The organism is Gilliamella sp. ESL0443 (assembly GCF_019469165.1).
Classification (GTDB): domain Bacteria; phylum Pseudomonadota; class Gammaproteobacteria; order Enterobacterales; family Orbaceae; genus Gilliamella; species Gilliamella apicola_E.
On record NZ_CP048263.1, the window covers coordinates 1,834,406 to 1,860,500 of the forward strand.

Here is a 26,095-nt window from a genome sequence, read left to right on the forward strand (position 1 = left end):
TTATTTTTGTGCCTGGAAAAAATAACGCATATTATTCATTGCCGACTGGATCGTTTTATAATCAGGTGTCTTATCGACCTGATTATTATGGCAATCAAAATAGTGGCTTATACCAAGACGATTAACAAAATAGATGTTATCTGTGGTCCGAACTGCATAAGAACTATAATTTGACATTAATAGCCAATCTCGATCGATTATTGGGCTAAATAAATCATAACCTGTTGAATAATCTGAAATATCATTTTCCACATGCAAATAATGTCGCATTATTGTTGGAACGACATCTTCATGGCTGGTAAATTTATTTATATTATCTGTGATATATTTAAGATCTTTTGCTCCAACTATGATAAAAGGCACTTTAGTTTGAGCATCAGTATAGTTACCATTATGTCCCCAAAAACCCAGTTTATTGTCATTCATTTCTTGTGAATGGTCACCGGTTATAAAAATTAACGTATTATCTAGCGAGCCTGATCGCTTAAGTTCATCATAGACTTTTTGAAGTAAATAATCATCATAGTAGACACTTTGCTTATAACGATTAAAAATGGGAACAGGATCAGTATTATTGCTTAATGTCATATAATTCAGCTCGCCAATTGGGTTGAATTTAACTTCAAAATAATTGGGAAAATCATAAGCATGTGGTGCATCAAAAAATAAAAATGAAAAACTTGGTTTAGATGTATCTCTACTCTTATACCAGTTTAGCCAATCATCAGTTAACTGTTTATCTCGACTCGATGCAGATCCATCTTTACTACTAATTCTTAAGTTTTTAATGGTTAAAAATGCCGTACGATCGAATTCTGGCGCAGTAACTTTGGCTGAAGTAAATATACCTATATTATAATTTTCTTTTTGCAATGTTGTTACGAATAACGAGGGAACTCTATTTCTTAAAAAAGCATCCCAATACGTGCCGGGGATACCATAAAAAAGTCCAAAAATACCAGTTCGAGTTGCATTCCCTGTTGAGTAATGATTATTAAAAATTATTCCTTTATTCTGTTTCACAAAATGGTAAGTATTGGGTGAAATTTCTTGACTAAAAGTATCATAACGCCAAGAATCTAAGACAATAAACATAATATTGGGTGTTGTAGTATTATGAGGGTTAATCATCAGCTCATTTTTAGGATAATAGATAGTTGCGTGTTGGTTCTCCTTTTCTATAAGTGTCTTACGTTGCCCTGATTTATCAAACAATCCCATTATCTTTTTCGAGGTAAATGGACGATATAATGGAATATATTCTTTAACAATCATGATGGGGGAATAGGCATAATAAAACGCAACCATATGGATTAAATGACTAATAAAAAAACAACCGAAAAGAAATACTGTCGATACGATTAATATTCTTGAACGTTTTTGGCTAAATTTTTTATCTAACAAATAAAGAATTAAATATTCTGCTCCAAAAGATACTAATATTAACAAAAACATCAAAACATAAGTGATCGTTGAAAAATCGACAACTTGCCCCGAGAAAACCATTGATAGCACAGATTCATTGATATGAAATCGATACTGCTGAAAAACAATAGTATCAACATACAGCACAATCTGTAACAAACTAAATAAAGCAGCTAAACAAATATTACTCAACGTTCTCTTCACCCAAATAAACGGAAAACATAAAATAAAAAGTAATAAATAAACAGAGAAAAAATGGCCTAACACGGCAAATAGAGAAAAAAAACTTCCATCCCAACTAAACGATGAACCCGGCACCAAAAAATATCGGATAGTAATGATAGACGAAATAAAAATATTTATTAATACGAACGAATAGAGTTTTTTCATATAGCTCCACGAGCAATAGGATTAAAAATTTTTAATAATAGCGATTTTTCTACTTAAAATTAATACTTTCCTCAAAATTTTTAACAAAAAAAGATAAATATGAAGAGATTAATATAAGCTTAACAAAAAAGGCTCATTTTTGAGCCTCTGAAGACATTTTGATGATGAAATCTATTATAGACTAAATAAATATTAATACCATTTCTTCAATGCATTTATATCGGATTGCTTGGCTTCTACCCAATTTTCGCCACTAGAGGTCTGTTCCTTCTTCCAAAATGGTGCCTCATTTTTTAGTACATCCATAATAAACTCCGCAGAAGCAAAAGCATCACTGCGGTGTGCTGCACTAACACCAACAAAAACAATACTTTCATTTGCATAAATTTGACCGACACGATGGACTATTGCAACACGATTAATCGACCATCTATCTCTGGCTTGATTAATAATATTGCACAGCACCTTTTCAGTCATTTCTGCATAATGCTCTAACGTTAAACTTATAACTTGGTTTTCAAAACTACGCACCTTACCCATAAAAGTCACTACAGCACCATCTATAGGCGATTGATACAGCCAAGTTATTAATGAATTCACATCAATGGGCGATTGATTAACCTGAATAATGTTCACGCTGTTAACCACCTGTAACGGGAGGGAAAAAAGCAATTTCATCACCCTTTTCAATGACATAGTCATAGTCAACTAAAGTCTGATTAACTGCACACAATACTGTTTTTTCTTTTAAAGCTAATACCCACTTATCACCATGCAAACTAAGGTGATCTAAAAGTTGATTTATTGACATTTGCTCTACCGATAATTCAAGTTTATCAACCCCAATTAATTCTCTAATTTGTGCAAAAAAAATAATTTTGTTCATAGTAGTATCACTGCTCTGCTGCATTAAATTCGCCCGATTTACCACCAATTTTATTCAGTAAACGAACTTGATTAATAACCATATCTTTTTGATTAGCTTTACACATATCATATATCGTTAATGCAGCAACTGAAGCAGCAACTAAGGCCTCCATTTCGACACCAGTTTGCCCCCTTAGCCGACAAATTGATTCAATCCTAATGCTGTGATTTTCAAATACAGGTTCAATATTAACTTCAATTTTACTTAGAAGTAATGGATGACAAAGTGGAATCAAATCCCATGTTCGTTTAGCCGCTTGAATACCGGCAATTCTCGCTGTTGCAAAAACATCACCTTTATGATGTTTCCCTTCAATAATTAGGTTAAATGTTTCAGCATTCATTAATACTATTGACTCGGCTCGAGCTTCTCGTAAAGTTAACTTTTTTTCAGAAACATCAACCATATGTGCATCACCATGTTGATTAATGTGTGAAAATGATGCTGACATTTTTAACTACCTTTAAATATTATGCTTTAACTTGCTGTTCAAGATAACAAATTTTGTTTATGGATACTACTATCATATAAATAAAGTTTTTAGATAGTTAACTCAAAAATAATTAATTTCTCTATGTAACTTTTGCGAGTTAAATAAAATCTGCGTACAATATCAATTTTTAATAATAGTGATTGTTAATGCTGATTGCCCATGTAGCCTTACCGGTACCCCTTTATCGACTGTTTGATTACAAACTAACAGTACCTGCTGAAATTGGTGCGCGGGTTAGAGTGCCTTTTGGTAAAAGGGAAATGATTGGAATAATCATTAAAATTGATCAGCAATCGACCTTTGATAGCGAAAATTTAAAATCAATTACCGCAATTATTGATACCAAAAACCCCTTTCCTCAACCAATTTGGCAGTTATTGAATTGGGCAACAAGTTATTATCACTTTCCAATTGGCGAAGTCATATTTCATGCCATGCCAGTTCTATTAAGGCAAGGTCGTCAAGCTATCAAGGATGATATAAAACAGTGGCACTTAACATCTCTAGGGCAACAAATTGATTTAAGCTTATTATCACGTGCACCAAAACAAAAGTTATTATTATCTTCACTTAGAAACAACTGTTTAAATGAAGACGAATTTAGTTCAAATTTATATCAAGAATTACAAAAAAAACAGCTTATAGAATTAGTTTATCAACAACCTGACAATATTTGCTGGCAATACTCGACCAACCCAACATCGATCCAATTAAATGATGAACAATCTAATGCCATAGAGACTATTAATAAACAGAATAAACAATTTGGTGTATTTTTGCTTGATGGTATAACTGGTTCAGGAAAGACTGAAGTTTATTTAAATATCATTGCAGATGTGTTATCACAAGGTAAGCAAGCTTTAGTTTTAGTTCCTGAAATTGGTTTAACACCTCAAACAATAAAGCGTTTTAAACAGCGCTTTAATGCCCCGATTGATATTTTACATTCAGGCTTAACAGACAAGGAACGTTTAGATGTTTGGTTAAGAAGTAAAGATGGTGAAAATGCCATTGTCGTAGGTACTCGTTCTTCGCTTTTTACTCCCTTTAAAGATTTAGGTATCATTATTATCGACGAAGAGCATGATAGTTCTTACAAACAACAGGAAGGATGGCGTTATAATGCTAGAGATCTAGCAATTATCCGAGCTAGAATTGAAAATATACCTATAGTTTTAGGTTCCGCAACGCCTTCTCTTGAATCGATTAATAATGCACAAACTCATAAGTACCAGCACCTCAAGCTTACTCAAAGAGCGGGTAACGCCCAATTAGCCAAACAATCTATTTTAGATATTCGAGGCATGGCTTTAGCTTCAGGTTTATCTCAACCACTTATAGAAAAAATAAAAACGCATTTAAATAACAATAACCAAGTGATGTTATTTCTTAACCGTAGAGGGTTCGCACCATTAATAATTTGCCATGATTGTGGTTGGATAGCGGAATGCCCACGTTGTGATCGCCCTTATACTTATCATAAAAAGCAGAATAAACTGATTTGTCATTATTGTGATACGCCAAGAGAAGTACCTAAACAGTGCCCTAAGTGTGGTTCGACCCAGCTACTACCAATTGGATTTGGGACGGAGCAACTTGAAAAACAACTCAATATTCTGTTCCCAAATATAAAAGTTACTCGTATTGATCGCGATACGATCACTAAAAAAGAAGCATTGAATACCTATTTAAATGATATTCATAAAGGCGGAGCTCATATTTTAGTCGGTACACAAATATTGGCTAAAGGTCATCACTTTCCTGATGTGACGTTAGTTGGCATAATTGATGTTGATGGCGCCTTATTTTCAAGTGATTTCAGAGCAACTGAAAGATTTGCTCAGATTTATACTCAAGTATCAGGCCGAGCTGGTCGTGAAACAAAAGCTGGCGAAGTGATTCTACAAACCTATCATCCAGAGCACCCATTATTAAATACTTTATTAAATGAAGGTTATCAGGCATTTGCAAAACAAACATTAATTGAACGTCAACAAACTTTACTGCCACCATTTAGCTATCAAGTGTTAATTCGTGCTGCTGACCGTAATAATTTACAGGCACCAAAATTTTTACAGCGTATCCATGATTGGTTAAAGTCTAATTATGACCATAACTTATGGCAACTTGGTCCAATGCCTGCTAGTCAACCTAAAAAAGCGGGTTATAATCGTTGGCAATTATTGTTACAACATACGAACAGACAATTATTACAACAAATATTAGATAATCTTATAGCTGAACAGTGGAGTGAAGCATCAAATGTAAGATGGAGTATTGACGTTGATCCAATTGATAATTAGAAATATCTTCCAACAGATAGATTATCTGTTGGAAGATAGAATATTTATAAAGTGATTTTTCCTATATTTTTATCCAGCGTTGCTTGACCAATACCAGAAACTTCCTTTAATTGTTCTATCGAGACAAAAGGACCAAATTTTTCTCGATACTCAATAATTTTCTTAGCCTTACTCATCCCAATACCAGTTAATACTTTACTTAGCTCTTCAGCTGTTGCCGTATTAATATTGACTTGTACAATTTGCTCTTCTTTTATAGTGACATCTGTTTTCGAATCAGCAAAACTAACTGTTGAAAAAAGTAAAGATGAAAATAAAAGGCATAATAGTGTAAAAATTTTCATGTAAATTAACTCCAAAATAATTATGCAACTAAATTTGCTTCATAACTATCTCATGGAATTAATTTTCTAAATTTTAATATTCATAAAAATGCGAAAAGCCACAAAAGTGGCTTCTCTTTTTTTGATTTATCACCAAAATTTTTCGATCTTTATCACAAATTTGCATCTGGCATGATTTCAATCTTCGCTTTAGAACGAATATCATCAGCAAAGTAATAATGAGTATCAGCTATAGATAATGGTAATAATTCGGCAGAAATATCTTGATATTCTTTAGGCGTATCAACATCAGTTATGACTACAATATAAGCGGTATTATCCTCTAAAAATTCCGCATTAAAACGATTAGATTTTCGCCCCGAAATTGATGGTTCTAAATTAAAGACCATATCTACGACTTTTTTGTCTAAATCTGTCGAATCTCTATGTAAAACATATTTATTACTAAAGCTTATTTTATCTGATTTTCCAGTAGTATTTAACTCATTTAAAAGATTTTCAACATTAGCTTTAAAACGATTCTCAGAGATGTCTTTAGATAGTTTTCTATTAATGTCTTCTTTAACCTCATCAAAAGGAGCTACCCCTTCGGGGCGATAGTCAGTAACTTGAATAATAAAATCATAACTACCATTAGATCTTTCAACAGGAATTAAGTCTGATATATTAAGAGTCGATTGTCCATTAGCGATCATTTCTTCGCTAAAGACTAAATCACTAATTTCAGGATGAATCATGATTGTAGATATCTCTTTATAACTTGTCCAATCAGTTGTTTGAACTGGAAGACCTGTTTTTTCAGATAACTCTTCAATAGATTTAGGCGATTGAGATAAGGCATTTTTCATTTTATCTTCAATAGCATTAAATTCATTTTGTAATTTTTGTTTGCTTAAATTCTCGTAAATTAAAATTGAAGCATAATCAAAATCCATAGTCTTTGATGGTACCTCACCATCAAGTTTAATTATAATAAAGCCATCATCAGTAGGAATGGGTTTTGAAATTTGGTTAACTTTTTTCAATTTTGCTTTTTTAAAGAACTCAGGCAGAGAATCATCATCAACAAACCAACCTAAAGAACCATTCTTACCATAGGCTGAAATATTATTATTATTTTGATTTAGACTTTCAGCTGTATTTTGAAAATTTGCGCCTGAAGATAACTCTTTAACGATCTTGTCTGCTTGCTCTTTGTCTGTAACAAAAATAGCACTAAACTCTTTTTTTGCTGGGTAAGAATATTTTTTTAAATTTTGTTCATATTCTTTTTTGATATCATTATCAGTTACCTTAATGGTTTTAACGATGTCATCTTTTGAATTATAGATATATTTTAATTTTACTCGATCTTTCTTTAAAAATTCATTTTGATGTTCATCATAATACTTTCTTTCATCTTCTTCAGTGATATTAACATCTTTCATATCATCTATTGAGGAGTCAACTTTAGCAGCATAAATTTTTCTTGTTTGATTTTGTAACAAATTGATTTCAGAATCAGATGGTAAAACAAAACTAGTTTTAACTAATGCATCAATAACTTGTTCTTGTTGTAATGATGTTTTTAATATTTCTGCATAACTATCTGGAGTAAAACCGTTTTCAGCAAGTAGATTTAAATAATTTTGATTATCAAATTTACCATTTACAAAAAATACTTTTTGCTGTTTAATGAAATTTTTTACCCGTTCATTACTAATTGCTGCATGAATTTTTTGTGAAAATTGATAAGCTAAATAGTTATCTATTTGCTGAGCTAAAACACTTCGTCGGACCATTTTAATAAACGAAGCATCACCACCCTTGATATTATTTAATTGTTGTTTTACTTGAGTCTCAAATTGAGCTCGACCAATACCTTCTCCGTCAACTTTAGCAATATATAATTGCTCATCATTTACATTTCTACTACTGCCACCAAAGCCTAAGAATCCAACACCAGTAAAAATAAAACATAAAATAATAATAGCAAAGATTATTTTAACAACAAGACTGTTTGCAGCTGTTCGAATTTTTTCCATCATAGCTTGTCATTCTCCATATACCTGAATTTTAATTTCGCAAGTATATCATATTTGCCAAAATTGGCTATTATCTAATTAAAAGTCGAAAAAAAAGCCAACATAAAGTTGGCTTTTTGATTTGTTTATTTTAGTTTAATCGAGTTGAAATGTTAGCTGTGTTTTTAATTTTTTTAACAGATTTTTTAACAGGCGACTTTATTTTAACTTTTTCCTTAACTTGCTCGATACCAAACGGATTATTTTGCAATGCAATCGTCAATACGTCATCTATCCATTTAACAGGTTTTATATCAATTTCAGCTTTAACATTTGCTGGAATTTCTTCGAGATCTTTAGCATTATCAATAGGAATTATAGCTGTTTTTATACCACCTCGATGAGCAGCCAATAATTTCTCTTTTAATCCACCAATTGGTAATACTTCACCTCGTAGAGTAATTTCACCTGTCATGGCAACATCTGCACGAACAGGGTTACCCGTTAAAGTAGATACTAATGAGGTACACATTGCAATGCCTGCACTTGGACCATCTTTAGGTGTAGCACCATCAGGAACATGCACATGTATATCACGCTTTTCATAAAAATCGCTATTAATACCCAATTTTTCAGCGCGCGAACGAACAACAGTAAGTGCCGTTTGAATGGATTCTTGCATAACGTCACCAAGTGAGCCGGTATAAGTTAATTTTCCTTTACCAACAACACTCATTGATTCAATGGTTAGCAAATCACCACCAACTTCTGTCCATGCCAGACCATTCACTTGACCGATCCGATTTTCACTTTCGGATTTACCATAATCAAAACGCTGTACACCCAAGTAATCTTTTAAGTTAGTTTGAGTTACACTTACTTTACGCAAACGCTTATTTAAAGCCAATTGTTTAACAACCTTACGGCAAATTTTAGCAATTTCTCTTTCTAAGCTTCGAACTCCAGCTTCACGAGTGTAATAGCGAATAATGCCAATTACAGCTGAATCATCAATATCAATTTCATTTGCTTTTAGGCCATTATTAGCAATCTGTTTAGCGATTAAATGTTGTTTAGCAATGTTCAATTTCTCGTCTTCCGTATAACCAGATAGCCGAATAACTTCCATTCTATCAAGTAGTGGTGCTGGAATATTCATTGAATTAGCTGTCGCAACAAACATTACATCAGATAAATCATAATCCACTTCTAAATAATGGTCATTAAATGCATTATTTTGTTCAGGATCCAGAACTTCCAATAATGCCGATGCAGGATCACCACGCATATCAGAAGCCATCTTGTCAATTTCATCTAATAAAAATAGCGGGTTTTTTACGCCAACCTTTACCATACGCTGAATTAATTTACCTGGCATTGAACCAATGTAGGTTCTTCGGTGTCCTCGTATTTCGGCTTCATCACGCACACCACCTAAAGCCATACGAACATATTGTCTTCCCGTAGCTTTAGCAATAGATTGACCTAATGATGTTTTACCAACACCTGGGGGCCCGACTAAGCATAAAATTGGGCCTTTAATTTTATTTACTCGACTTTGTACGGCCAAATACTCTAAAATTCGGTCTTTTACGCGATCCAACCCATAATGATCTTTATCTAAAACTTTTTGTGCAGAATTGATATCTTTTTTTACTTTACTGCGTTTATTCCAAGGAACTTGTAACATCCAATCAATATATCCGCGAACAACAGTTGCTTCGGCAGACATAGCGGGCATCATCTTAAGCTTATTAAGCTCAGATAGTGTTTTTTCCTTTGCCTCTTTTGGCATTTTTGCTTTAGTAATTTTTGAGTTTAGCTCTTCAAATTCATCAGGTTTATTATCTATATCACCTAGCTCTTTATGAATAGCTTTGATCTGTTCATTTAGATAATATTCCTTTTGCGCTTTTTCCATTTGTTGTTTGACGCGTTGACGGATGTTTTTTTCAACTTGCAACAAGTCAATTTCTGATTCCATTAATGAAATAAGCAACTCGAAACGTTTTTCTAAATCAGCAGTAACTAAAATCTCTTGTTTTTGTTCAACTTTTATATATAAGGTAGCAGCTATGGAATCTGCTAATTGAGATGATTCTTTAATTAAATGAATAGAATCAACAACCTCTTGAGTGACTTTTTTATTAAGTTTCGCATAATCATCAAAATTTGATAATAAGACTCTTATCATCGCTTGACTAATACTATCTGCTTTTTTAGGTTCTTTTAGTGGCTTAATATTTGCGATTAAAAAATCTTCTTCTTTTCGCTCAATAATATCAACAATTTTAGCTCGCGCGACACCCTCAACCAGAACTTTAACTGTACCGTCAGGTAATTGAAGTAATTGTAAAACATTGGCTATAGTACCAACTTCATACAAATCCTCTACATCAGGTTCATCTTGTGAAGGATATTTTTGTGTTACAAGAAAAACTTGTTTATCCATCTCCATTGCACTTTCCAAACAACGGATTGATTTATTACGACCAACGAAGAGAGGAATTACCATATGTGGAAATACAACAACATCACGCAATGGTAAAATAGGCATAATCATTTGTTTAGTTTGTTTTGTCTTCATTTTATTCTCTCGGTAGTACAAACTTATCTGTCTTATATTGGGGTGATTTTAAGATATTCAAGCTTATCCTGTTTTAAATACGTAGTACAATAAATGTACATACGTATTTCATTTTTTACATAAATGCTACTTACCAATTTGAATAGGATAATTGCTTATCTATTATGCAGATAGTTCTGTATCTTCACGAAAAATCAATTTAGGTGATTGCAAATGATTTACCGTATCTTTCTCAATAAGTACTTTTTTGACGTTTTGCATTGATGGTAAATCATACATTGTATCTAACAGTATATTTTCGACAATTGAACGTAATCCTCGAGCACCTGTTTTACGTTTCATCGCTTTAATTGCAATGGCATCTAAAGCTTCTTTAGTAAATTCCAGTTCTACACCATCCAATTCTAATAACGCATTAAACTGCTTGGTCAAAGCGTTTTTGGGTTCAGTTAGGATATTAACTAAAGCATCTTTATCTAGCTCTGATAACGTTCCAATAACAGGTAATCTACCAATAAATTCAGGTATAAGACCAAATTTGACCAAATCTTCAGCCTCTATTTGAGCTAATAACTCAGACTCAGTCGCTTTATTTTTAGTACTTTTCACATCAGCACCAAAACCAATACCCGTATTAGTAGAGACTCGATTTTCAATAACTTTATCTAATCCACTAAATGCCCCTCCACAAATAAAGAGGATTTTAGAAGTATCAACTTGTAAGAATTCTTGTTGAGGATGTTTACGTCCGCCTTTAGGAGGAACGGATGCAACAGTGCCTTCAATAATTTTTAATAAAGCTTGCTGAACACCTTCACCAGAAACATCTCGAGTAATAGATGGATTATCTGATTTTCTAGAAATTTTATCAATTTCATCAACATAAATAATGCCACGTTGCGCTTTTTCTACATCATAATCACAACTTTGTAATAATTTCTGGATAATATTTTCTACATCTTCACCCACATATCCTGCCTCAGTCAATGTGGTTGCATCAGCCATGGCAAAAGGGACATCGAGAAAACGCGCTAATGTTTCAGCTAATAATGTTTTACCGCTACCCGTAGGGCCAATTAATAAAATATTGCTTTTACCTAATTCAACATCACTACGGTTAGAATAGCTACGTAAACGTTTATAATGATTATAAACAGCAACTGATAATACTTTTTTAGCCCGCTCCTGACCAATAACATATTCATCAAGATGAGCTCGTATTTCGTGCGGTGTCGGTAATGGTTTACTAATAAATTCTTCATGAGAAAGAAAACTTTTCGTTTCTTCTTTTAGAATATCATTACATAGTCCAATACATTCATTACAAATATAAATAGATGATGGCCCAGCAATTAGCTTACGGACTTCATGCTCACTTTTGCCACAAAAAGTACAATAGAGTAATTTTTCTGAGTTTTCTTTATCCACTTTCTTTACCTATTTATTATTAAGATCGTTTACTGTATATGGCGTCAACTAATCCATATTCAACTGCTTTCTCGGCTGACATAAAGTTATCACGATCTGTATCTTTTTCAATTACACTAATATCCTGACCAGTATGCATTGATAAAATATTATTTAATCGGCTTTTAACCTGTAATATTTCTTGAGCATGAATTTGAATATCTGACGCTTGTCCTTGAAAACCACCTAATGGTTGATGGATCATGACGCGTGCATTAGGCAGGCAAAAACGTTTACCTTTAGTACCAGCAGTTAAAAGTAATGAGCCCATTGAACATGCTTGTCCAAGACAAATAGTACTAACATCTGGTTTAATAAATTGCATCGTATCATAAATAGCCATACCAGCAGTCACTACTCCACCAGGAGAATTGATATATAAATGGATATCTTTTTCAGGATTCTCTGCTTCAAGAAAAAGCATCTGAGCAATAATCAAATTTGCCATATTGTCTTCAACTTGCCCAGTTAAAAATATAATTCTTTCTTTTAATAATCGTGAGTAAATATCATAAGCTCTCTCGCCACGAGAACTTTGCTCAACAACCATTGGAATCACACTCATGTATGGTTCTAAAGGCATTTTCATCTCCTAATTAAACAAAATAGCCCAAACAATTGATCCTTATTTGGGCTTATAATGAATTTTAATTAAATAAAGTGACAAGCTGCTTAAGCAACTTGTTGATTCATTAATTCTGAGAATGAATAAGTCTTATCTGTTACTTTTGCACTAGCTAATAATAAATCAACTACTTGATCTTCAAGTGCAACAGAACGGATATTATCCATTGCTTTCTTATCTTTACGATAATAATCAACCACTTCTTTAGGATCTTCATAAGCAGTTGCAATTTCATCAATTAAAGATTGTACTTTTGCTTCGTCAGCCTTTAACTTGTTACTTTCAATGATTTCGCTAAATAATAGTCCAACTAATACACGGCGTTTAGCTTCTGCTTCGAATAACTCTTTAGGTAGATCCATTGATTGTTTAACATTACCACCAAAACGAGTTAAGGCTTGTTGACGTAAGACATCAATTTCTCGATCAATTAAAGCAGATGGAACTTCAATATCATTATTTTTTACTAAACCATCAATGACTTGTGTTTTGATTTTATTGCGAATTGTTGCATTAAGTTCACGTTGCATATTTTTGCGTACTTCTGCTCGTAAACTTTCAACTGTGCCATCAGCAATACCAAATCTTTTCACTACTTCTTCAGTTAGTTCTGGTAACTCAAGTTCTTCAACTTTTTTAAGTGAAGCAGAAAATACTGCTGGTTTACCTTTTAAATTCTCAGCATGATAATCTTCTGGGAATGTAACATTAATATCAAATTCATCTCCAGCTTTGTGACCGATGATTGCATCTTCAAAACCAGGGATCATTCGACCTTGTCCTAATACAAGCGCAAAATCATCAGCTTTGCCGCCTTCAAATTCAGCACCATCAACTTTACCTAAAAAGTCAAGCGTGACACGATTTTGTTCTTTCGCTGTCTTTTTAACAACTTTCCAAGTACCTTGTTGTTTACGTAAGGTTTCAATCATTGTTTCTACATCAGCATCAACAACTTCAGCTACTGGTTTTTCAACTTCGATTTTATCTAAATCTTTGATTTTAATTTCCGGATAAACTTCAAATTCAACAGTGAAAGTATAATCTTCACCATTTTTATATTCTGTTGGAATATATGTTGGCGCACCAGCTGGATTTAATTTTTCTTGGATAATTGCATCGATGAAATTACGTTGCATCAAATCACTTAAAGCGTCTTGTAAAATAGAAGCACCATAGCGTTGTTCAACAATTTTTAAAGGTACTTTTCCTTTACGGAAACCATCAATACGAACTTTCTTTGCTGTATTGATAAGTTCTTTATCAACTGCTTTGGTAATATCTTCTGATTTAATTGTAATTGATAAACGACGGCCTAAACCTTCTGTTGTTTCTACCGAAACTTGCATCTTTATACCTCGGAATTATTGAATATATTTGCTCATAATTATAAATTGATTAATTGAGCTAATTAAATTTATAAAATAGGGAAGCATTATACCGACCGTAATCGTCTACGTCGAGACATTTAATAGCTTCTTCTCAAGTGCTTTCAAACGTTTATTCATTTCATCAATATGTAAAACTAATGAAGCTGTTTTACGCCATACTTTATTTTGTTGTAATGGAATACCCGATGAATATACACCCGGCTCAGTAATTGGTCTCATAACCATACCCATTCCAGTCACAGTTACTTGATCACAAATTTCCATATGGCCGTTAATAACACTCGCACCACCAATTAGGCAATGGCGTCCAATCTTTAAACTACCAGCCATAATAACACCACCAGCAACAGCAGTATGATCACCAATAACATCGTTGTGCGCAATTTGACATTGATTATCAATAATGACGCCATTACCGATGACAGTATCATCTAAAGCACCACGATCGATTGTTGTTGATGAGCCAATTTCAACGTTATTACCAATTACTACCCGGCCAAGCTGAGGGATTTTTATCCATTTACCTTTATCATTTGCATAACCAAATCCATCTGCACCTATTACTGTTCCTGATTGGATCAAACAGTTTTCACCAATAATACAGTTATGGTAGATAGATACATTAGACCATATTTTTGTGCCTGCACCGATTTGAGTATCTTTCCCAATAAAACAGCCAGCACCAATACAACAGTTATCACCAAGATTTACACCACTTTCTATAACAGCATTTGGACCAATTGAGACATTTTGTCCAAGCTTAGCAGTAGAATCAATCACCGCTGATTGTGCAATGCCTTTAGCTGGTAACGGTGTCGTATCTAAAAGTTGTGCTAATTTTGCATAAGTAAGATAAGGATCTTTAACAATCAAAGCAGCCCCATTCCAATATTTAAGGCTATCTTCTGTCATAACAACTGCTGAAGCGTTACAAGTTAATAAATTGTTTTGGAATTTTTTATCCGACAAAAAAGTGATTTGGCCTTTTGTGGCACTTTTCATTGATGCTACACCGGTGATAGTTAATTCACCATCACCATATAATGTAGCATCAAGCTTGTCAGCTAATTGCTCTAGACGAAAAGCAAACATTATTTTTTAACCTTCTCCAAAACTTTGTCAGTAATATCTACAGCGTCAGAGGCATATAAAACGGTATCTACTCTTAAAATAAGATCATATTTTTCTTCAGCAACGATGGTTTTGACTGCTTCTTGAATTTTGGTTAGTAATTTACCAGCTTCTTTTGTTTCGCTTTCACGATATTCATTTGCGAAAGCTGTGGCTTTATTCTGAAAATCTGCAATAGTTTTATTTAATTTAGTTTTTTCGGAAGATGACAAAGTTAGACCTTCTTTCTTTAAACGTGCAGCAGCTGCATCAGCAAGCTTTTCTTCTTTTTCTAATGCTTTAGCTCTCGCTTCAAATTTTTGGTTCAATTCTTTACCGATTGCTTCTCGTTCTGGCATACGATCCATTACGGATTTAATATCGATAACACCAATTTTAGTTTCAGCGTTTGCAAAGCCTGTAAAAAGTAGAGCAATACTGATGCCAATAACAGATATAATTTTTTTCACTTTATTCACCTATGTGTATTTTAGTTATTAACAACATGGCATTACCATGTTGAACCTATATTAAATTGGAATTGCTGCGCTGAATCACCATGATATTTCTTTAACGGCTGTGCATAAGAAAATACCAATGGCCCTAATGGGGACATCCATTGAACAGCAAGACCAGCAGACATTCTAATATCAGATGGGGAACTATAATCAGGAATATTTTTGCCTTTTAGATCCCATTCACTATCCCAAACCGTTCCTGCATCAAAAAATACTGATGTCCTAATACTATCTGCATATTTTTCACTTGCAAATGGTGTTGGGACTATTAGCTCCGTACTTCCGAATGCTAAGGCATTACCACCTATTGCATCTTTAGAACTAGTACATTGAGCTGTATCGCCTAAGGTTCTACATCCATCTACGCCTGTTTTAAAATATACTGCTTTAGGGCCGACAGTGTTTGTTTTAAAGCCACGCAATACAGTTGAGCCACCTGCATAGAAATTTTCATAGAATGGTAATTCTTTTCCACCAAATCCGCCACCATAACCTAATCGGCCTCGAGCTAAAAATACCCATTTATGATCGGCATCAATTGGATAATAATAAGAAGCATCACTAACCATTTTATAGAATCTATTATCAAATACTGGCACTGTCGCTTTTAAATTAGCGGTTAGTTTTAACCCATCTGTTGGGAAGTAACCACGATCTAGTGAGTTATATGTCCAATAAGCGTTCAATAACAAATCATTGGTGTCATATGAATAAGACTTATCTTTATTTTTCATATTTTCACCCATTGATTCAAAATAGCGCCACATATTATACTGAGGTTTCATATCAGCTAATTTATGATTAGCGTATTCTGTACCAAAACGAACAAAATTATTTTCACTAATCGGGAAGCCTAGGTCTAAATTAGCCCCCCAAGTTTTACTTGAATACTCAGATTCATCATCATCACTATCAGTTTTATAAGTATTGTAGTAAACGCTACCACCTAAACTAACACCATCAACAGTAAAATAAGGATTAACAATCGAAACAGATGCACTTTTATCACTACTGGTTGTATTAATATCAAATGAAACGCTATTCCCCGTTCCTAACCAGTTATCTTGAGAAATTCCAGCATTAAAACTTATACCACTGTCTGAGCCAATACCCACGCCAAATTTAATACTACCCGTATTACGTTCAGCTACTTTATAAATAATATCAACTTGATCATCAATGCCAGGAACTCGTTCAGTATTCGCTTCAACACTTTCAAAGAAACCTAATCGATTTAAACGTTCTTTACCAAGTTCAACCAAACCATTGCTCAACCATGATCCTTCCATTTGACGAAGTTCACGACGAACCACACTTTCACTTGTAATTGTATTGCCGACAATTTTAATATTGCGTACGTAAAAACGTTGCCCTACATCAACTAATACTACTAATTTAACAGTATGTGATGAGTCATCCATTTCAGGCTGAATAGCTACTTGAGGATAAGCATAGCCAAAATTAGCCAACAATCGCTTAATATTATCCTCAATATCAGTTATTTTTTTACCATTATAAAGTTCACCTACAGTAAGCTTTTCTTTGGCTAGTTTTTGGATTGCCTCTTCATGTCCTGCAAAGTTACCTTTAAAATCAAAATCGGCTAACTTATATTGTTCACCTTCATGAATATTAATAGTGACATAAATCCCTTTTTTATCTGGCGTTAAGCTAACTTGTGTAGACTCAATATTAAATCGAGCATAACCTCGATTTAAATAAAAGCTTTGCAACTCATCTAAGTCCGATGCCAATTTTTGCTTTTGATATTTACGATCACCAAGCATATTCCACCAAGGCACTTCATCACGTAATGAAAACCGTGAAATAAGCTCTTCAGATGAAAAAGCTTTTGCACCCACGATATTGATTTGATCTATTAAAGCAGATTTACCTTCAGCAATAACTAATTTTAAATCAACACGATTTCGAGATAATGGTGTTACGACGGCTTTGATTTGAGCATTATATTTACCAACACTATAGTAAAAATCTTCTAGCCCTTTTTCGATTCCTGAAAGCATTGTACGATCTAATGCATCACCTTCTCGAATACCGGTACTATCTAAATTCTTTTTCAACATGTCATCTTTGACAGATTTGTTACCAGAAAAGGTAATACTTGCTATAGTTGGGCGTTCTTGGACATGGATAATTAATCTATCTCCATCACGAGAAACAGTAATATCATCAAAATTACCGCTGGCGTAAAGTGATTTGATAATGCGACCTAAATCAGATTCATTCACATAGTCACCGACTTGAACAGGCATTTCAAGCATCGCAGCACCGATTGTAACTCGTTGCAAACCTTCAAACTTGATGTCCCTAACCACAAAATCATCAACACAAAATGCATTGGAACTATATACTGCTGTGGTACTAAACAGCAAAGATGCTATAAGTAATTTATTTATTTTCATCGTATATATTTATAACCTCATCCCATTACAATCGTAAAATATCATTAAATAGTGCAATTCCCATTATTACCATTAATAAAACAAATCCGATACGAAAAAAACGCTCTTGTGCTTTATTCGATAAGGCATTTCCTTTTATTTTCTCAAAAAATAAAAAAAGCAACTGCCCGCCATCTAACATAGGTAATGGAACAAGATTGATAACTCCTAAACTTATACTAATAAAGGCTAGAAAATATAAGTAAGGGGTAAATCCATAACTTGCTGTTTGCCCTGCGCTTTTTGCTATTGTAATTGGTCCTGATAAATGTTTTAGACCAATCACTCCTGTTACTAATTGATAAAGAGAACGAACCGTTAACTTAGTCGTTAACATTGTTTGTTTCATCGCTTTATCGAATCCATTAAAAAAACCATATTGTTTAATTACTGCATCAGATGTCGGATAGAAACCTGCAACACCTTCTCCATTTCTATTTCTTGTTGGCTCAAGTGTAAGATCTACGTCTTTATTGTTCCTACTTACTTTAAGTTTTATAATTCCAGCTTTTTTTATAATATCTGTAAAATCATTCCAATTTTGATAAAAATGATCATTATAACTAATTATTGTATCACCTACTTTTAAACCAGCTTGAGCTGCTGCTGAATCGGGTACAATTTTACTTACAATTGGATAAATTTCCAATTGTTTAGGTATAAATCCAAATGCTGTAATTGCAGATTCCTTTTCTATATCAAAATACCAATTACTAATATTAACATCTCGACTAACTACTTGTTGCTCAATACCAGTACTATAGGTAACATTAATATTGCTTTTACCTAAAGCAGAAATCAATGCTGCATTTACGTCATTCCAAGAGTCTATTTTAGCATTATCAATCATTCTTAACTCTGCACCTGCTGGCATATTGATAGATGCAGCTGGAGTTGAAGGTATAATACTTTTTATTCTAACAGGATAATCAACCACACCCGTCAAAAAAATAACCCAATAAATAATTAAAGCTAAAACAAAATTGGCAAATGGTCCTGCAAAAATAATTGCAGCCCGTTGCAAAATACTTTTTTTATCAAAAGCGCGTTGTTCTAAATTAGGGGATAATTCACTCGTTCTGCTATCGAGCATTCTAACATATCCGCCAAGTGGAATCATAGCGATAACTAATTCAGTTCCATTTGAAAACCTATGCGACCATATTTTTTTTCCAAACCCGATTGAAAAACACTCTACATGTACTTTACATAGCCGAGCAACCAAAAAATGCCCAAACTCATGAACAGTAACTAATATACTGATAGTAATAATAAATAACAACAGTGACCAAAGCAAAATCAGTAACCCTTTAGAATAAATGCAAAGATAATATAGTAAATACAGGAACTGCCGCGGTTAAACTATCAATACGATCTAAAATACCACCATGCCCTGGGATAAGATTTCCACTATCTTTAATTCCTGCTTCACGCTTAAACATGCTTTCAGTCAGGTCACCTAATACCGAAGCCAAAACAGCCAATAGAGAGCTAAATAAAAATTGAGTAAAATTAATATTAAAATAACCAGTTAAGTAAGCGATCACACAAACTAAAATTGCTAAACTGACACCACCGATAAAACCTTCTACCGTCTTTCCTGGTGAGACTTTAACAGCCAACTTCCGTTTACCAATCGCTCTTCCAGCAAAATAAGCACCGGTATCGGTTGCCCATACTAACACAAATACATAGAGCAACCAAATAGCCCCCGTATAACTATTAACACCGTAATTAATAGTCCGTAATTCAAGCATTCCTATAAAAAAAGGTACTAAGGTAAAAAAAGCAAACAACAGCTTAATTAATGGTGATTTAGACCAGTATTTTGCTGAGTTAGGATAACCTACAACTAGTAACAAAGCGGTTAACCACCAAATAACTGATAAGCAAATTATTAAAGCAAATAACTTACTTTTTAGTGTTGACTCAATTGGTATGAAGTAAAGCAAAACTATTGAAAAAACAATTAAAAACAAAAGAACTGTTTTCTCGGTTCTTTCTGCTAAAAAATTACTCCATTCCCATGCTGCTAATGCACAAATAGCAATGATTAAATAAGAAAATATCGATAAAGGTGCAAAAAATAGTGCAATAATAACAAGGGGAATAAGTACGATGGCTGTTAAAATACGCTGGATTAGCATGAAAGGTCCTCATTTAGAACGCCACCAAAACGCCGTTCTCTAGTGTTAAAAATATTTATCGCTTCATCAAATGATGCCTGATTGAAATCAGGCCACAATGTGTCAGTAAAATACAATTCTGCGTATGCACATTGCCATAATAAAAAATTACTAATTCGGTATTCGCCACCGGTGCGAATAACTAAATCAACTTCAGGTAAATCATTCATACAAATAATCGAGCCAAAATATTCCTCATTGATATCCTGTGGCGTTATTTTACCATCTAATGCTTGTGAAGCTATTTTTTTAGCTGATTCAACAATATCCCAACGACCACCATAATTAGCTGCAATATTCAAGGTAAGGCCAGTATTATTTTTTGTTAAATGCTGAGCATCAATAATAAGATTTTGAAGATTTTGATTAAATTTTGATATATCACCAATGATATTTAATCGAACATTATTTTTATTTAAATTTTTAATTTCGCGATTTAACGCATAAATAAACAGTGAAATTAAAGCAGTAACTTCATTAGCTGGACGTTTCCAATTTTCACTACTAAAAGCATATAAAGTAAGCACTTTTACATCTAATTTTGCTGCATATGTGACAATTTTACGCACCGCTTTTAAACCAGCTCGATGGCCTTTAGCGCGTAATTGATTTCTTTGCTTAGCCCATCGACCATTACCATCCATAATAATCGCCACATGATTGGGAATATATTGTGTCATGTATAATCTCGTTATATATCTATCATATTAATGATAATTTCGATAAATCAACGGGTGCCATAAACAACTATCGTCTTACCATGTGCTGAAATTAGGTGTTGATCTTCAAGCATTTTTAAAATTCTTCCAACGGTTTCACGTGAACAACCGACAATTTGCCCAATCTCTTGGCGGGTTATTTTTATTTGCATACCATCTGGGTGAGTCATCGCATCAGGCTGTTTAGTTAAGTTTAATAGTGTTTGTGCAATTCGACCGGCTACATCCAAGAAAGCTAGATTGCTTACTTTTTCTGATGTAACTTGTAACCGGCTTGCCATTTGACTAGCTAATCGCATTAATATATCTGGGTTAACTTGCACTAGCTGTTTAAATTTTTTATAGGATATTTCGGCCACTTCACAGCTTGTTTTCGCTTTAACCCAAGCACTACGTTCTGTACCTTCTTCAAAAAGACCTAATTCACCTAAGAATTGATTTTGGTTTAAATACGACAAAATCATTTCATTACCTTCATCATCTTTAATCAATACCGCTACAGATCCTTTTAAAATATAATAGAGAGTTTCGGCTTTTTCACCTTGATGAATAAGGGTACTTTTCGCTGGATATTTATGAATATGGCAATGAGATAAAAACCATTCCAATGTTGTATCTGATTGCTGTTTACCAATCATTATTCCTTCCTCTCTATTCAAATTACTACAGTAACACTATAACAAAGTTACAGAATAAATCATATACTCACTAAAATGATTTTAATCATTATTTAATAAATTTAATATCTACTGTTTCGTGTAATTCAGACCAAAAAATTGCAGCTGAACCATTAATTAAATGAAGTTTTACATCATTCACTTTATCTTCAAGTGATTTTTCTTGTTCACCATAATCAGTCCCTTCACGTAAAACAAAGTATTCTATTAGATTGTTTAATGTAGTTGAATCAAGAGATTGCCAAGGAATTATCATAATTATATTTGCTAAGTTAACTTACATTAATTTATTTTAACAAGTTAATTGTAAGAAGTGCATACGGAATATTAAATAAAAAAACCACTCAGTTGAGTGGTTTTAATTAGTTTCATTAAATAATGATTAGTTTGCAGTAACTTTAAGTTTGTAGCCTTGAAGACCTGCTTTAGTGCCCATTGAATATTTTGAGTTATGTTTAACTGTAGCAGAAATATCTCCTAATTCAATTGTTCCATAGCCATGAGTATTATCTCTACCTAATCCAACGTTAATTGCAGCAGCAGGAGCTGCATCTCCCGCATAAGTACCATCTAGATGCCATGTATAGTTATATGCTGAAGATTTATTCATATCAGGAGTAGATCCCGTAAAATTAGGGGCATTCGAAATAGTACTACCTGAATTATTCAACCATACAATAGCCGCTAATTTATCACCATACATTGGAGTTGAAGCTGCATCGGTATTCGCTGTAGTAGCAAGGTTAACTGCTAAATCTACAGAACCATCAGACTTATACTTGAAGATACCCAAAGTAGTAGCCCCTGGAAGTTCGACAGGACCAACTGGGTTGTCTGGATCAGGATCACCTGGACCTTCATCGCCCGTACCTGGATCGTTTGGTTTATCATCATCATCATCAGCCTTAGGAGGATTAGTAGAAGACCAAATATCAGCAACAGTTAACCATTTACCATGGTCTGGACTACCAAATTCTGTCCTTTCCTGAAGTTGGAAACCAATTTGTTCAGCCCCTGCCATTGAATTACTAATTTGGAAAGAAATATGACCTTCTTCACCATTAGCATCATACGCTATAGCGGTATCAGTGATATCTGTTACTTGTTGCCAAGCACCATTAACACGATCCAATTTCATCCAAACTGTTAATGTACCTGCTACTTTCTTTGCTGATGTTGGATCTTGATCCCCATCACTATCTTTTAAATTATAAAAAATGTGAATGTAATCACCAACTTTAGCTTTTTCACCATTACCAATAGCAGTTGCACCAGTAGCATTATTTGAGATACGAACTGTCATAGTATGAGCTGCTGTTCCAGCTTTAGACCACATCACAGGAGCGCTACCTTGAACTGCGTTTGTTGTAGTTACAGGACTTATTGCATAAGCACTACTTGCAGCATAACCTGCTAAAAACAAGCTTAATGCAATTTTTTTTATTGCTAATTTTTTCATGTTTAACTTCCTATTTTCTCTAATAAATTAACATGTTATATTTATATGAATACACCATTTTTTGGTGTTGCCTTTTAAATCACCTTCGATAATTCGAAGATGATTAAAATTTTTCTCTAATTAACTGAAACTTGTAATTTAAATCCTTGATCTCCAGCACATGCTACTGGTGATGCTGCTACCTGATTAAGATTTATATACCCTGGAGCTCCAGCCACAGCAGGAATGCTTGTACCTGTTGTTGCATAACTAGTCATGTTCGTTCTGATAGTGTAAGGTGCATTCGGTCCCATACTTACGTTAAACCAAGGACCATTAGGATTATCAACATAACTTGGTAATGTTGTCATTGCACTTCCAGGACATGCCAAGTTATTTGAACCAACAAGTGACCATATAATAAATGGGTTGGTAATTTCCACAGTTTCAGTATCATCAACGTAAGCTTTTACGTTATATTCAGTACCTACATACCATCCAGTAATACCGGGTTCAAAATCAAGTACGTTTCCATTTTGTCTAGCAACTAAAGTCCCATCATTACGATATACTTTAATGTAACCAGCTCTACCCCCACCAAAATTAACCGAAGCTTTGTTGAAAGACTGACCATAACCATCTAATTTGATAGAAAAATCAACTGCTCCATCAAAGTTTGAAGCAACGTCGATAGTGTAAGTATCACCAATAGCTGTTGTACCCGCTGCGGTAGACGCATTTGCTGAAATGTTATCGCCCATTTTAACTTTTTCAAAAGATTTAACAATGACACAACGTTCTGATGTAGGACAACTTCTTACAGTACCGGAAGTACCATCAATTAAATTGACTTTTGTACCATTACTGGTTGCTGTCCACAAATCAACCACTGAGGATTTGAATGTATTGCTTACCTTAGACATCAATGATTGGTCACTAAAACCATCATAACCATCCCCAAAGCTTCCACTTCCAGTAGGCGTTCCAGGGGTAACCAAACTTGCTAATAGTGTTACTGAAGTCGTACCATCAGCTACAGCTTGTACAGACGTTGTTGGATTTCTTAAACTATCAATCGCCCAAACACCTACTTTACGAATATTTAAATTAGGTAGAACTTCAAATGAAACTGAATTAGATGTTGCTGATTTTCCTTTGCTATCAGTAACCGTTACTGCTAGGTTATAAACGCCATTTGTACTAATTGGCAATCTGTTCCCATTTCGGTCTACATAACTAGGTGCAACAATCTTCCAATTCTTAACATCAGCAGGAGGTGTTAACCATGAAGAGCTAGTACACACTCCCACAGCAGAACATAAGAAACCACCACCATTATCAATATCTTGCATATTGCCTGACCAAGCTAAACTTGATATACCTTTGGCATTATGAACACCTATAACTAGATCATGAGTAGTACCTTCAAGTAATCGAAGAGAATCTAACCCTAAATCAACAGTCATTTTCTTTTCTTTATATTCAAGAACAATATAGTTATTACGATCAACTAGATCATATCGACTGCCTTTTAAAGAACGAGCCGCTTGAACCATATCTGGGTCTAACTGATCTTTTAACGGTGTACCAATACGATAATTCATTGTTAATTCAGCAGATGTGATTTTTTTACTATCCTGTCCGCGCTTATGTTGAGCTTTAACGGTAAATAAAGGAACTGGGGTATAATCTAATCCGACTGTGATCGCTCTTGGATCTTTTTGTAAATTATCCTTACCAAATAAAGCGACCTTATCACCATAGTATTGTTCATACATAAGTGATCCGCCTAAATGAGGATATTGAGGTAAATAGCCCTGAAAGCGAATGTCAAAACCTCTAGCTGCTCGTTCTAAATAGTCATCAAAGTCTCTGGAATCTTTCCAGTCAGATAATGGATGATAATAGTTAGCAGCAAACTTCATATAATCAGTCCAAGCTTCAGCACCTAGACCTAAACGATTGTGTGAACGTTGGAAATCATGATCAAGAAAGGCGTTATACCCTAATAGCCATGTATTATCAGCAACATCCCAACGTTGACCAATACCAAAGTTACCAATATGACGATTATGTTCGTATTCTTGGAATGATAACTGACTAAAAATCAGCGTGCTGTCCGTATCAATCAATGGGCTAAATAATTTAACATTAATATTATTGAATTCCCCCTTATCGCTTAAATCAAATTGTAATTGAGCAGTACCAAAACGGCCTAAAAAATTTTGAGCAGCGCTACGAAGAGGATCTACTACTTGTGAATGAATACCATTACGGACATAATTTTCAGCATAATCTTTACCTTTGTTTTTCAAATGTCCTGAGATACCACCATTATCCGCTGAAGTAATACTTTTCCAATCTTGAGTTGCAAGTGTTTGCAAGGTGGTAGCTATTTGGCTTGATAGTGCATCTTTGTCTTTATTTACATCGTAATTATCATCAGAGCCTAGCGAAGGTAAATTTGAGTATTTATCTTTCTTATTATTTTTATTTATTGCTGGTAATAAAGGAGAATTTTCAGGTAAAACTAATCGTTCATCGACTTCAACCATATCTTTTTTATCGAAACGACCTGCATTCATAGCACGTAATTCAGAAATTGAAATATTACTTAATAATGCAATTTGGTACAAACTACGTTTTTGATTATTAATCATTTCTCGAGCTTTAGTACCATTTTTTAATTCAATGATTTTATTGCTATCAACCACATTCGACAATTGCTGAGTATCAATAGCATAAGCATAATTCCAACTTAATGTAGCCATTACAAATGCTGAGATAACTCTTAAATTAAGATTCTTTCTCACCGTAATCATTCCTTATATTTCACCAACTTTAATAAAGGCATCGTTTTTATTTACTTTGCTATACTGTTTTTAAAGTTGCTATTATTTAATATGTTGTTTTCATTATGCGACTTTTATACTAAATATTATTCGCGTCAAAATTAAAACTTCTTTACAAAACAGCTGTATTTGGAAAGATTTTATTACATAAATGTAATTTATAAAACTATTTTATAA

General features: G+C 33.7%; 21 protein-coding genes. 1 reads left to right on the forward strand and 20 read right to left on the reverse strand.

Annotated features, from left to right (window positions below):
- From GYM76_RS08305 to moaC, 4 genes are all read right to left on the reverse strand, one after another.
- The gene (locus tag GYM76_RS08305) at positions 1-1,815 is read right to left on the reverse strand and encodes a sulfatase-like hydrolase/transferase (protein WP_220225163.1); all 1,815 of its coding nucleotides are present in this window, start codon (positions 1,813-1,815) and stop codon (positions 1-3) included.
- A gap of 192 nt (positions 1,816-2,007) precedes the next feature.
- Positions 2,008-2,451 (reverse strand): molybdopterin synthase catalytic subunit MoaE, encoded by a 444-nt coding sequence (moaE, locus tag GYM76_RS08310; protein WP_255305717.1) that lies wholly within the window; start codon positions 2,449-2,451, stop codon positions 2,008-2,010.
- Positions 2,452-2,455: 4 nt separating this feature from the next.
- Positions 2,456-2,701, reverse strand: a complete 246-nt coding sequence (moaD, locus tag GYM76_RS08315; protein ID WP_220225165.1) for a molybdopterin synthase sulfur carrier subunit — start codon at positions 2,699-2,701, stop codon at positions 2,456-2,458.
- Between the two features lie 7 nt (positions 2,702-2,708).
- A complete protein-coding gene (moaC, locus tag GYM76_RS08320; protein WP_220225166.1) occupies positions 2,709-3,194 on the reverse strand; it encodes a cyclic pyranopterin monophosphate synthase MoaC in 486 nt (161 codons plus the stop codon).
- A gap of 188 nt (positions 3,195-3,382) precedes the next feature.
- On the opposite strand from moaC, the gene priA reads away from it, so the two are divergent.
- Positions 3,383-5,539: a primosomal protein N' gene (gene priA / locus GYM76_RS08325; protein ID WP_220225167.1), complete on the forward strand. Its 2,157-nt coding sequence runs from the start codon at positions 3,383-3,385 to the stop codon at positions 5,537-5,539.
- Positions 5,540-5,583: 44 nt separating this feature from the next.
- Here the strand turns inward: priA and GYM76_RS08330 are convergent, their stop codons facing one another.
- The 16 genes from GYM76_RS08330 to GYM76_RS08405 all read right to left on the reverse strand — a co-directional run bounded on the left by GYM76_RS08330 (position 5,584) and on the right by GYM76_RS08405 (position 25,879).
- Complete coding sequence (locus GYM76_RS08330; protein ID WP_220225168.1) at positions 5,584-5,883, reverse strand: helix-hairpin-helix domain-containing protein; 300 nt, start codon at positions 5,881-5,883, stop codon at positions 5,584-5,586.
- Between the two features lie 152 nt (positions 5,884-6,035).
- Positions 6,036-7,910: a SurA N-terminal domain-containing protein gene (locus GYM76_RS08335; RefSeq protein WP_220225169.1), complete on the reverse strand. Its 1,875-nt coding sequence runs from the start codon at positions 7,908-7,910 to the stop codon at positions 6,036-6,038.
- 127 nt (positions 7,911-8,037) lie between these two features.
- Positions 8,038-10,473 (reverse strand): endopeptidase La, encoded by a 2,436-nt coding sequence (gene lon, locus GYM76_RS08340; protein ID WP_220225170.1) that lies wholly within the window; start codon positions 10,471-10,473, stop codon positions 8,038-8,040.
- 162 nt (positions 10,474-10,635) lie between these two features.
- A complete protein-coding gene (gene clpX / locus GYM76_RS08345) occupies positions 10,636-11,901 on the reverse strand; it encodes an ATP-dependent protease ATP-binding subunit ClpX (protein ID WP_065562383.1) in 1,266 nt (421 codons plus the stop codon).
- Between the two features lie 19 nt (positions 11,902-11,920).
- Entirely contained in the window at positions 11,921-12,523 is a 603-nt protein-coding gene (gene clpP / locus GYM76_RS08350) for an ATP-dependent Clp endopeptidase proteolytic subunit ClpP (protein WP_305054763.1), read from the reverse strand.
- 89 nt (positions 12,524-12,612) lie between these two features.
- On the reverse strand, positions 12,613-13,914 hold the full coding sequence (gene tig, locus GYM76_RS08355; protein WP_065734764.1) for a trigger factor: 1,302 nt from the start codon (positions 13,912-13,914) through the stop codon (positions 12,613-12,615).
- Positions 13,915-14,019: 105 nt separating this feature from the next.
- Positions 14,020-15,048 (reverse strand): UDP-3-O-(3-hydroxymyristoyl)glucosamine N-acyltransferase, encoded by a 1,029-nt coding sequence (gene lpxD / locus GYM76_RS08360; protein WP_220225171.1) that lies wholly within the window; start codon positions 15,046-15,048, stop codon positions 14,020-14,022.
- Positions 15,048-15,536 carry an OmpH family outer membrane protein gene (locus GYM76_RS08365; RefSeq protein WP_220225172.1) on the reverse strand — a complete coding sequence of 163 codons (489 nt, stop codon included), beginning with the start codon at positions 15,534-15,536 and terminating at the stop codon, positions 15,048-15,050. The genes lpxD and GYM76_RS08365 overlap by 1 nt, the downstream gene beginning before the upstream one ends.
- Before the next feature lie 41 nt (positions 15,537-15,577).
- Complete coding sequence (bamA, locus tag GYM76_RS08370; protein ID WP_220225173.1) at positions 15,578-18,007, reverse strand: outer membrane protein assembly factor BamA; 2,430 nt, start codon at positions 18,005-18,007, stop codon at positions 15,578-15,580.
- 25 nt (positions 18,008-18,032) lie between these two features.
- A complete protein-coding gene (gene rseP / locus GYM76_RS08375) occupies positions 18,033-19,343 on the reverse strand; it encodes an RIP metalloprotease RseP (RefSeq protein WP_220225174.1) in 1,311 nt (436 codons plus the stop codon).
- 13 nt (positions 19,344-19,356) lie between these two features.
- Positions 19,357-20,193 carry a phosphatidate cytidylyltransferase gene (locus tag GYM76_RS08380; protein ID WP_220225175.1) on the reverse strand — a complete coding sequence of 279 codons (837 nt, stop codon included), beginning with the start codon at positions 20,191-20,193 and terminating at the stop codon, positions 19,357-19,359.
- On the reverse strand, positions 20,187-20,912 hold the full coding sequence (locus GYM76_RS08385; protein ID WP_220225176.1) for an isoprenyl transferase: 726 nt from the start codon (positions 20,910-20,912) through the stop codon (positions 20,187-20,189). The genes GYM76_RS08380 and GYM76_RS08385 overlap by 7 nt, the downstream gene beginning before the upstream one ends.
- 47 nt (positions 20,913-20,959) lie before the next feature.
- The gene (crp, locus tag GYM76_RS08390) at positions 20,960-21,592 is read right to left on the reverse strand and encodes a cAMP-activated global transcriptional regulator CRP (protein ID WP_034903327.1); all 633 of its coding nucleotides are present in this window, start codon (positions 21,590-21,592) and stop codon (positions 20,960-20,962) included.
- 85 nt (positions 21,593-21,677) lie between these two features.
- Positions 21,678-21,884 carry a YheU family protein gene (locus tag GYM76_RS08395; protein ID WP_065734758.1) on the reverse strand — a complete coding sequence of 69 codons (207 nt, stop codon included), beginning with the start codon at positions 21,882-21,884 and terminating at the stop codon, positions 21,678-21,680.
- A 126-nt stretch (positions 21,885-22,010) separates the two neighbouring features.
- A complete protein-coding gene (locus tag GYM76_RS08400) occupies positions 22,011-23,087 on the reverse strand; it encodes a hypothetical protein (RefSeq protein WP_220225177.1) in 1,077 nt (358 codons plus the stop codon).
- A 116-nt stretch (positions 23,088-23,203) separates the two neighbouring features.
- Positions 23,204-25,879, reverse strand: a complete 2,676-nt coding sequence (locus tag GYM76_RS08405) for an inverse autotransporter beta domain-containing protein (protein WP_220225178.1) — start codon at positions 25,877-25,879, stop codon at positions 23,204-23,206.
- Positions 25,880-26,095: the final 216 nt, after the last annotated feature.

Coding starts and splice junctions, on each gene's coding strand:
- lon (WP_220225170.1), bottom strand. CDS start 10,473: ATGAAGACAAAACAAACTAAACAAATGATTATGCCTATTTTACCATTG.
- moaC (WP_220225166.1), bottom strand. CDS start 3,194: ATGTCAGCATCATTTTCACACATTAATCAACATGGTGATGCACATATG.
- bamA (WP_220225173.1), bottom strand. CDS start 18,007: ATGAAAATAAATAAATTACTTATAGCATCTTTGCTGTTTAGTACCACA.
- GYM76_RS08380 (WP_220225175.1), bottom strand. CDS start 20,193: ATGCTAATCCAGCGTATTTTAACAGCCATCGTACTTATTCCCCTTGTT.
- GYM76_RS08385 (WP_220225176.1), bottom strand. CDS start 20,912: ATGACACAATATATTCCCAATCATGTGGCGATTATTATGGATGGTAAT.
- priA (WP_220225167.1), top strand. CDS start 3,383: ATGCTGATTGCCCATGTAGCCTTACCGGTACCCCTTTATCGACTGTTT.
- lpxD (WP_220225171.1), bottom strand. CDS start 15,048: ATGTTTGCTTTTCGTCTAGAGCAATTAGCTGACAAGCTTGATGCTACA.
- GYM76_RS08335 (WP_220225169.1), bottom strand. CDS start 7,910: ATGATGGAAAAAATTCGAACAGCTGCAAACAGTCTTGTTGTTAAAATA.
- GYM76_RS08305 (WP_220225163.1), bottom strand. CDS start 1,815: ATGAAAAAACTCTATTCGTTCGTATTAATAAATATTTTTATTTCGTCT.
- moaD (WP_220225165.1), bottom strand. CDS start 2,701: ATGAACAAAATTATTTTTTTTGCACAAATTAGAGAATTAATTGGGGTT.
- GYM76_RS08400 (WP_220225177.1), bottom strand. CDS start 23,087: ATGAAAAAATTAGCAATAAAAAAAATTGCATTAAGCTTGTTTTTAGCA.
- clpP (WP_305054763.1), bottom strand. CDS start 12,523: ATGCCTTTAGAACCATACATGAGTGTGATTCCAATGGTTGTTGAGCAA.
- tig (WP_065734764.1), bottom strand. CDS start 13,914: ATGCAAGTTTCGGTAGAAACAACAGAAGGTTTAGGCCGTCGTTTATCA.
- GYM76_RS08395 (WP_065734758.1), bottom strand. CDS start 21,884: ATGATAATTCCTTGGCAATCTCTTGATTCAACTACATTAAACAATCTA.
- GYM76_RS08330 (WP_220225168.1), bottom strand. CDS start 5,883: ATGAAAATTTTTACACTATTATGCCTTTTATTTTCATCTTTACTTTTT.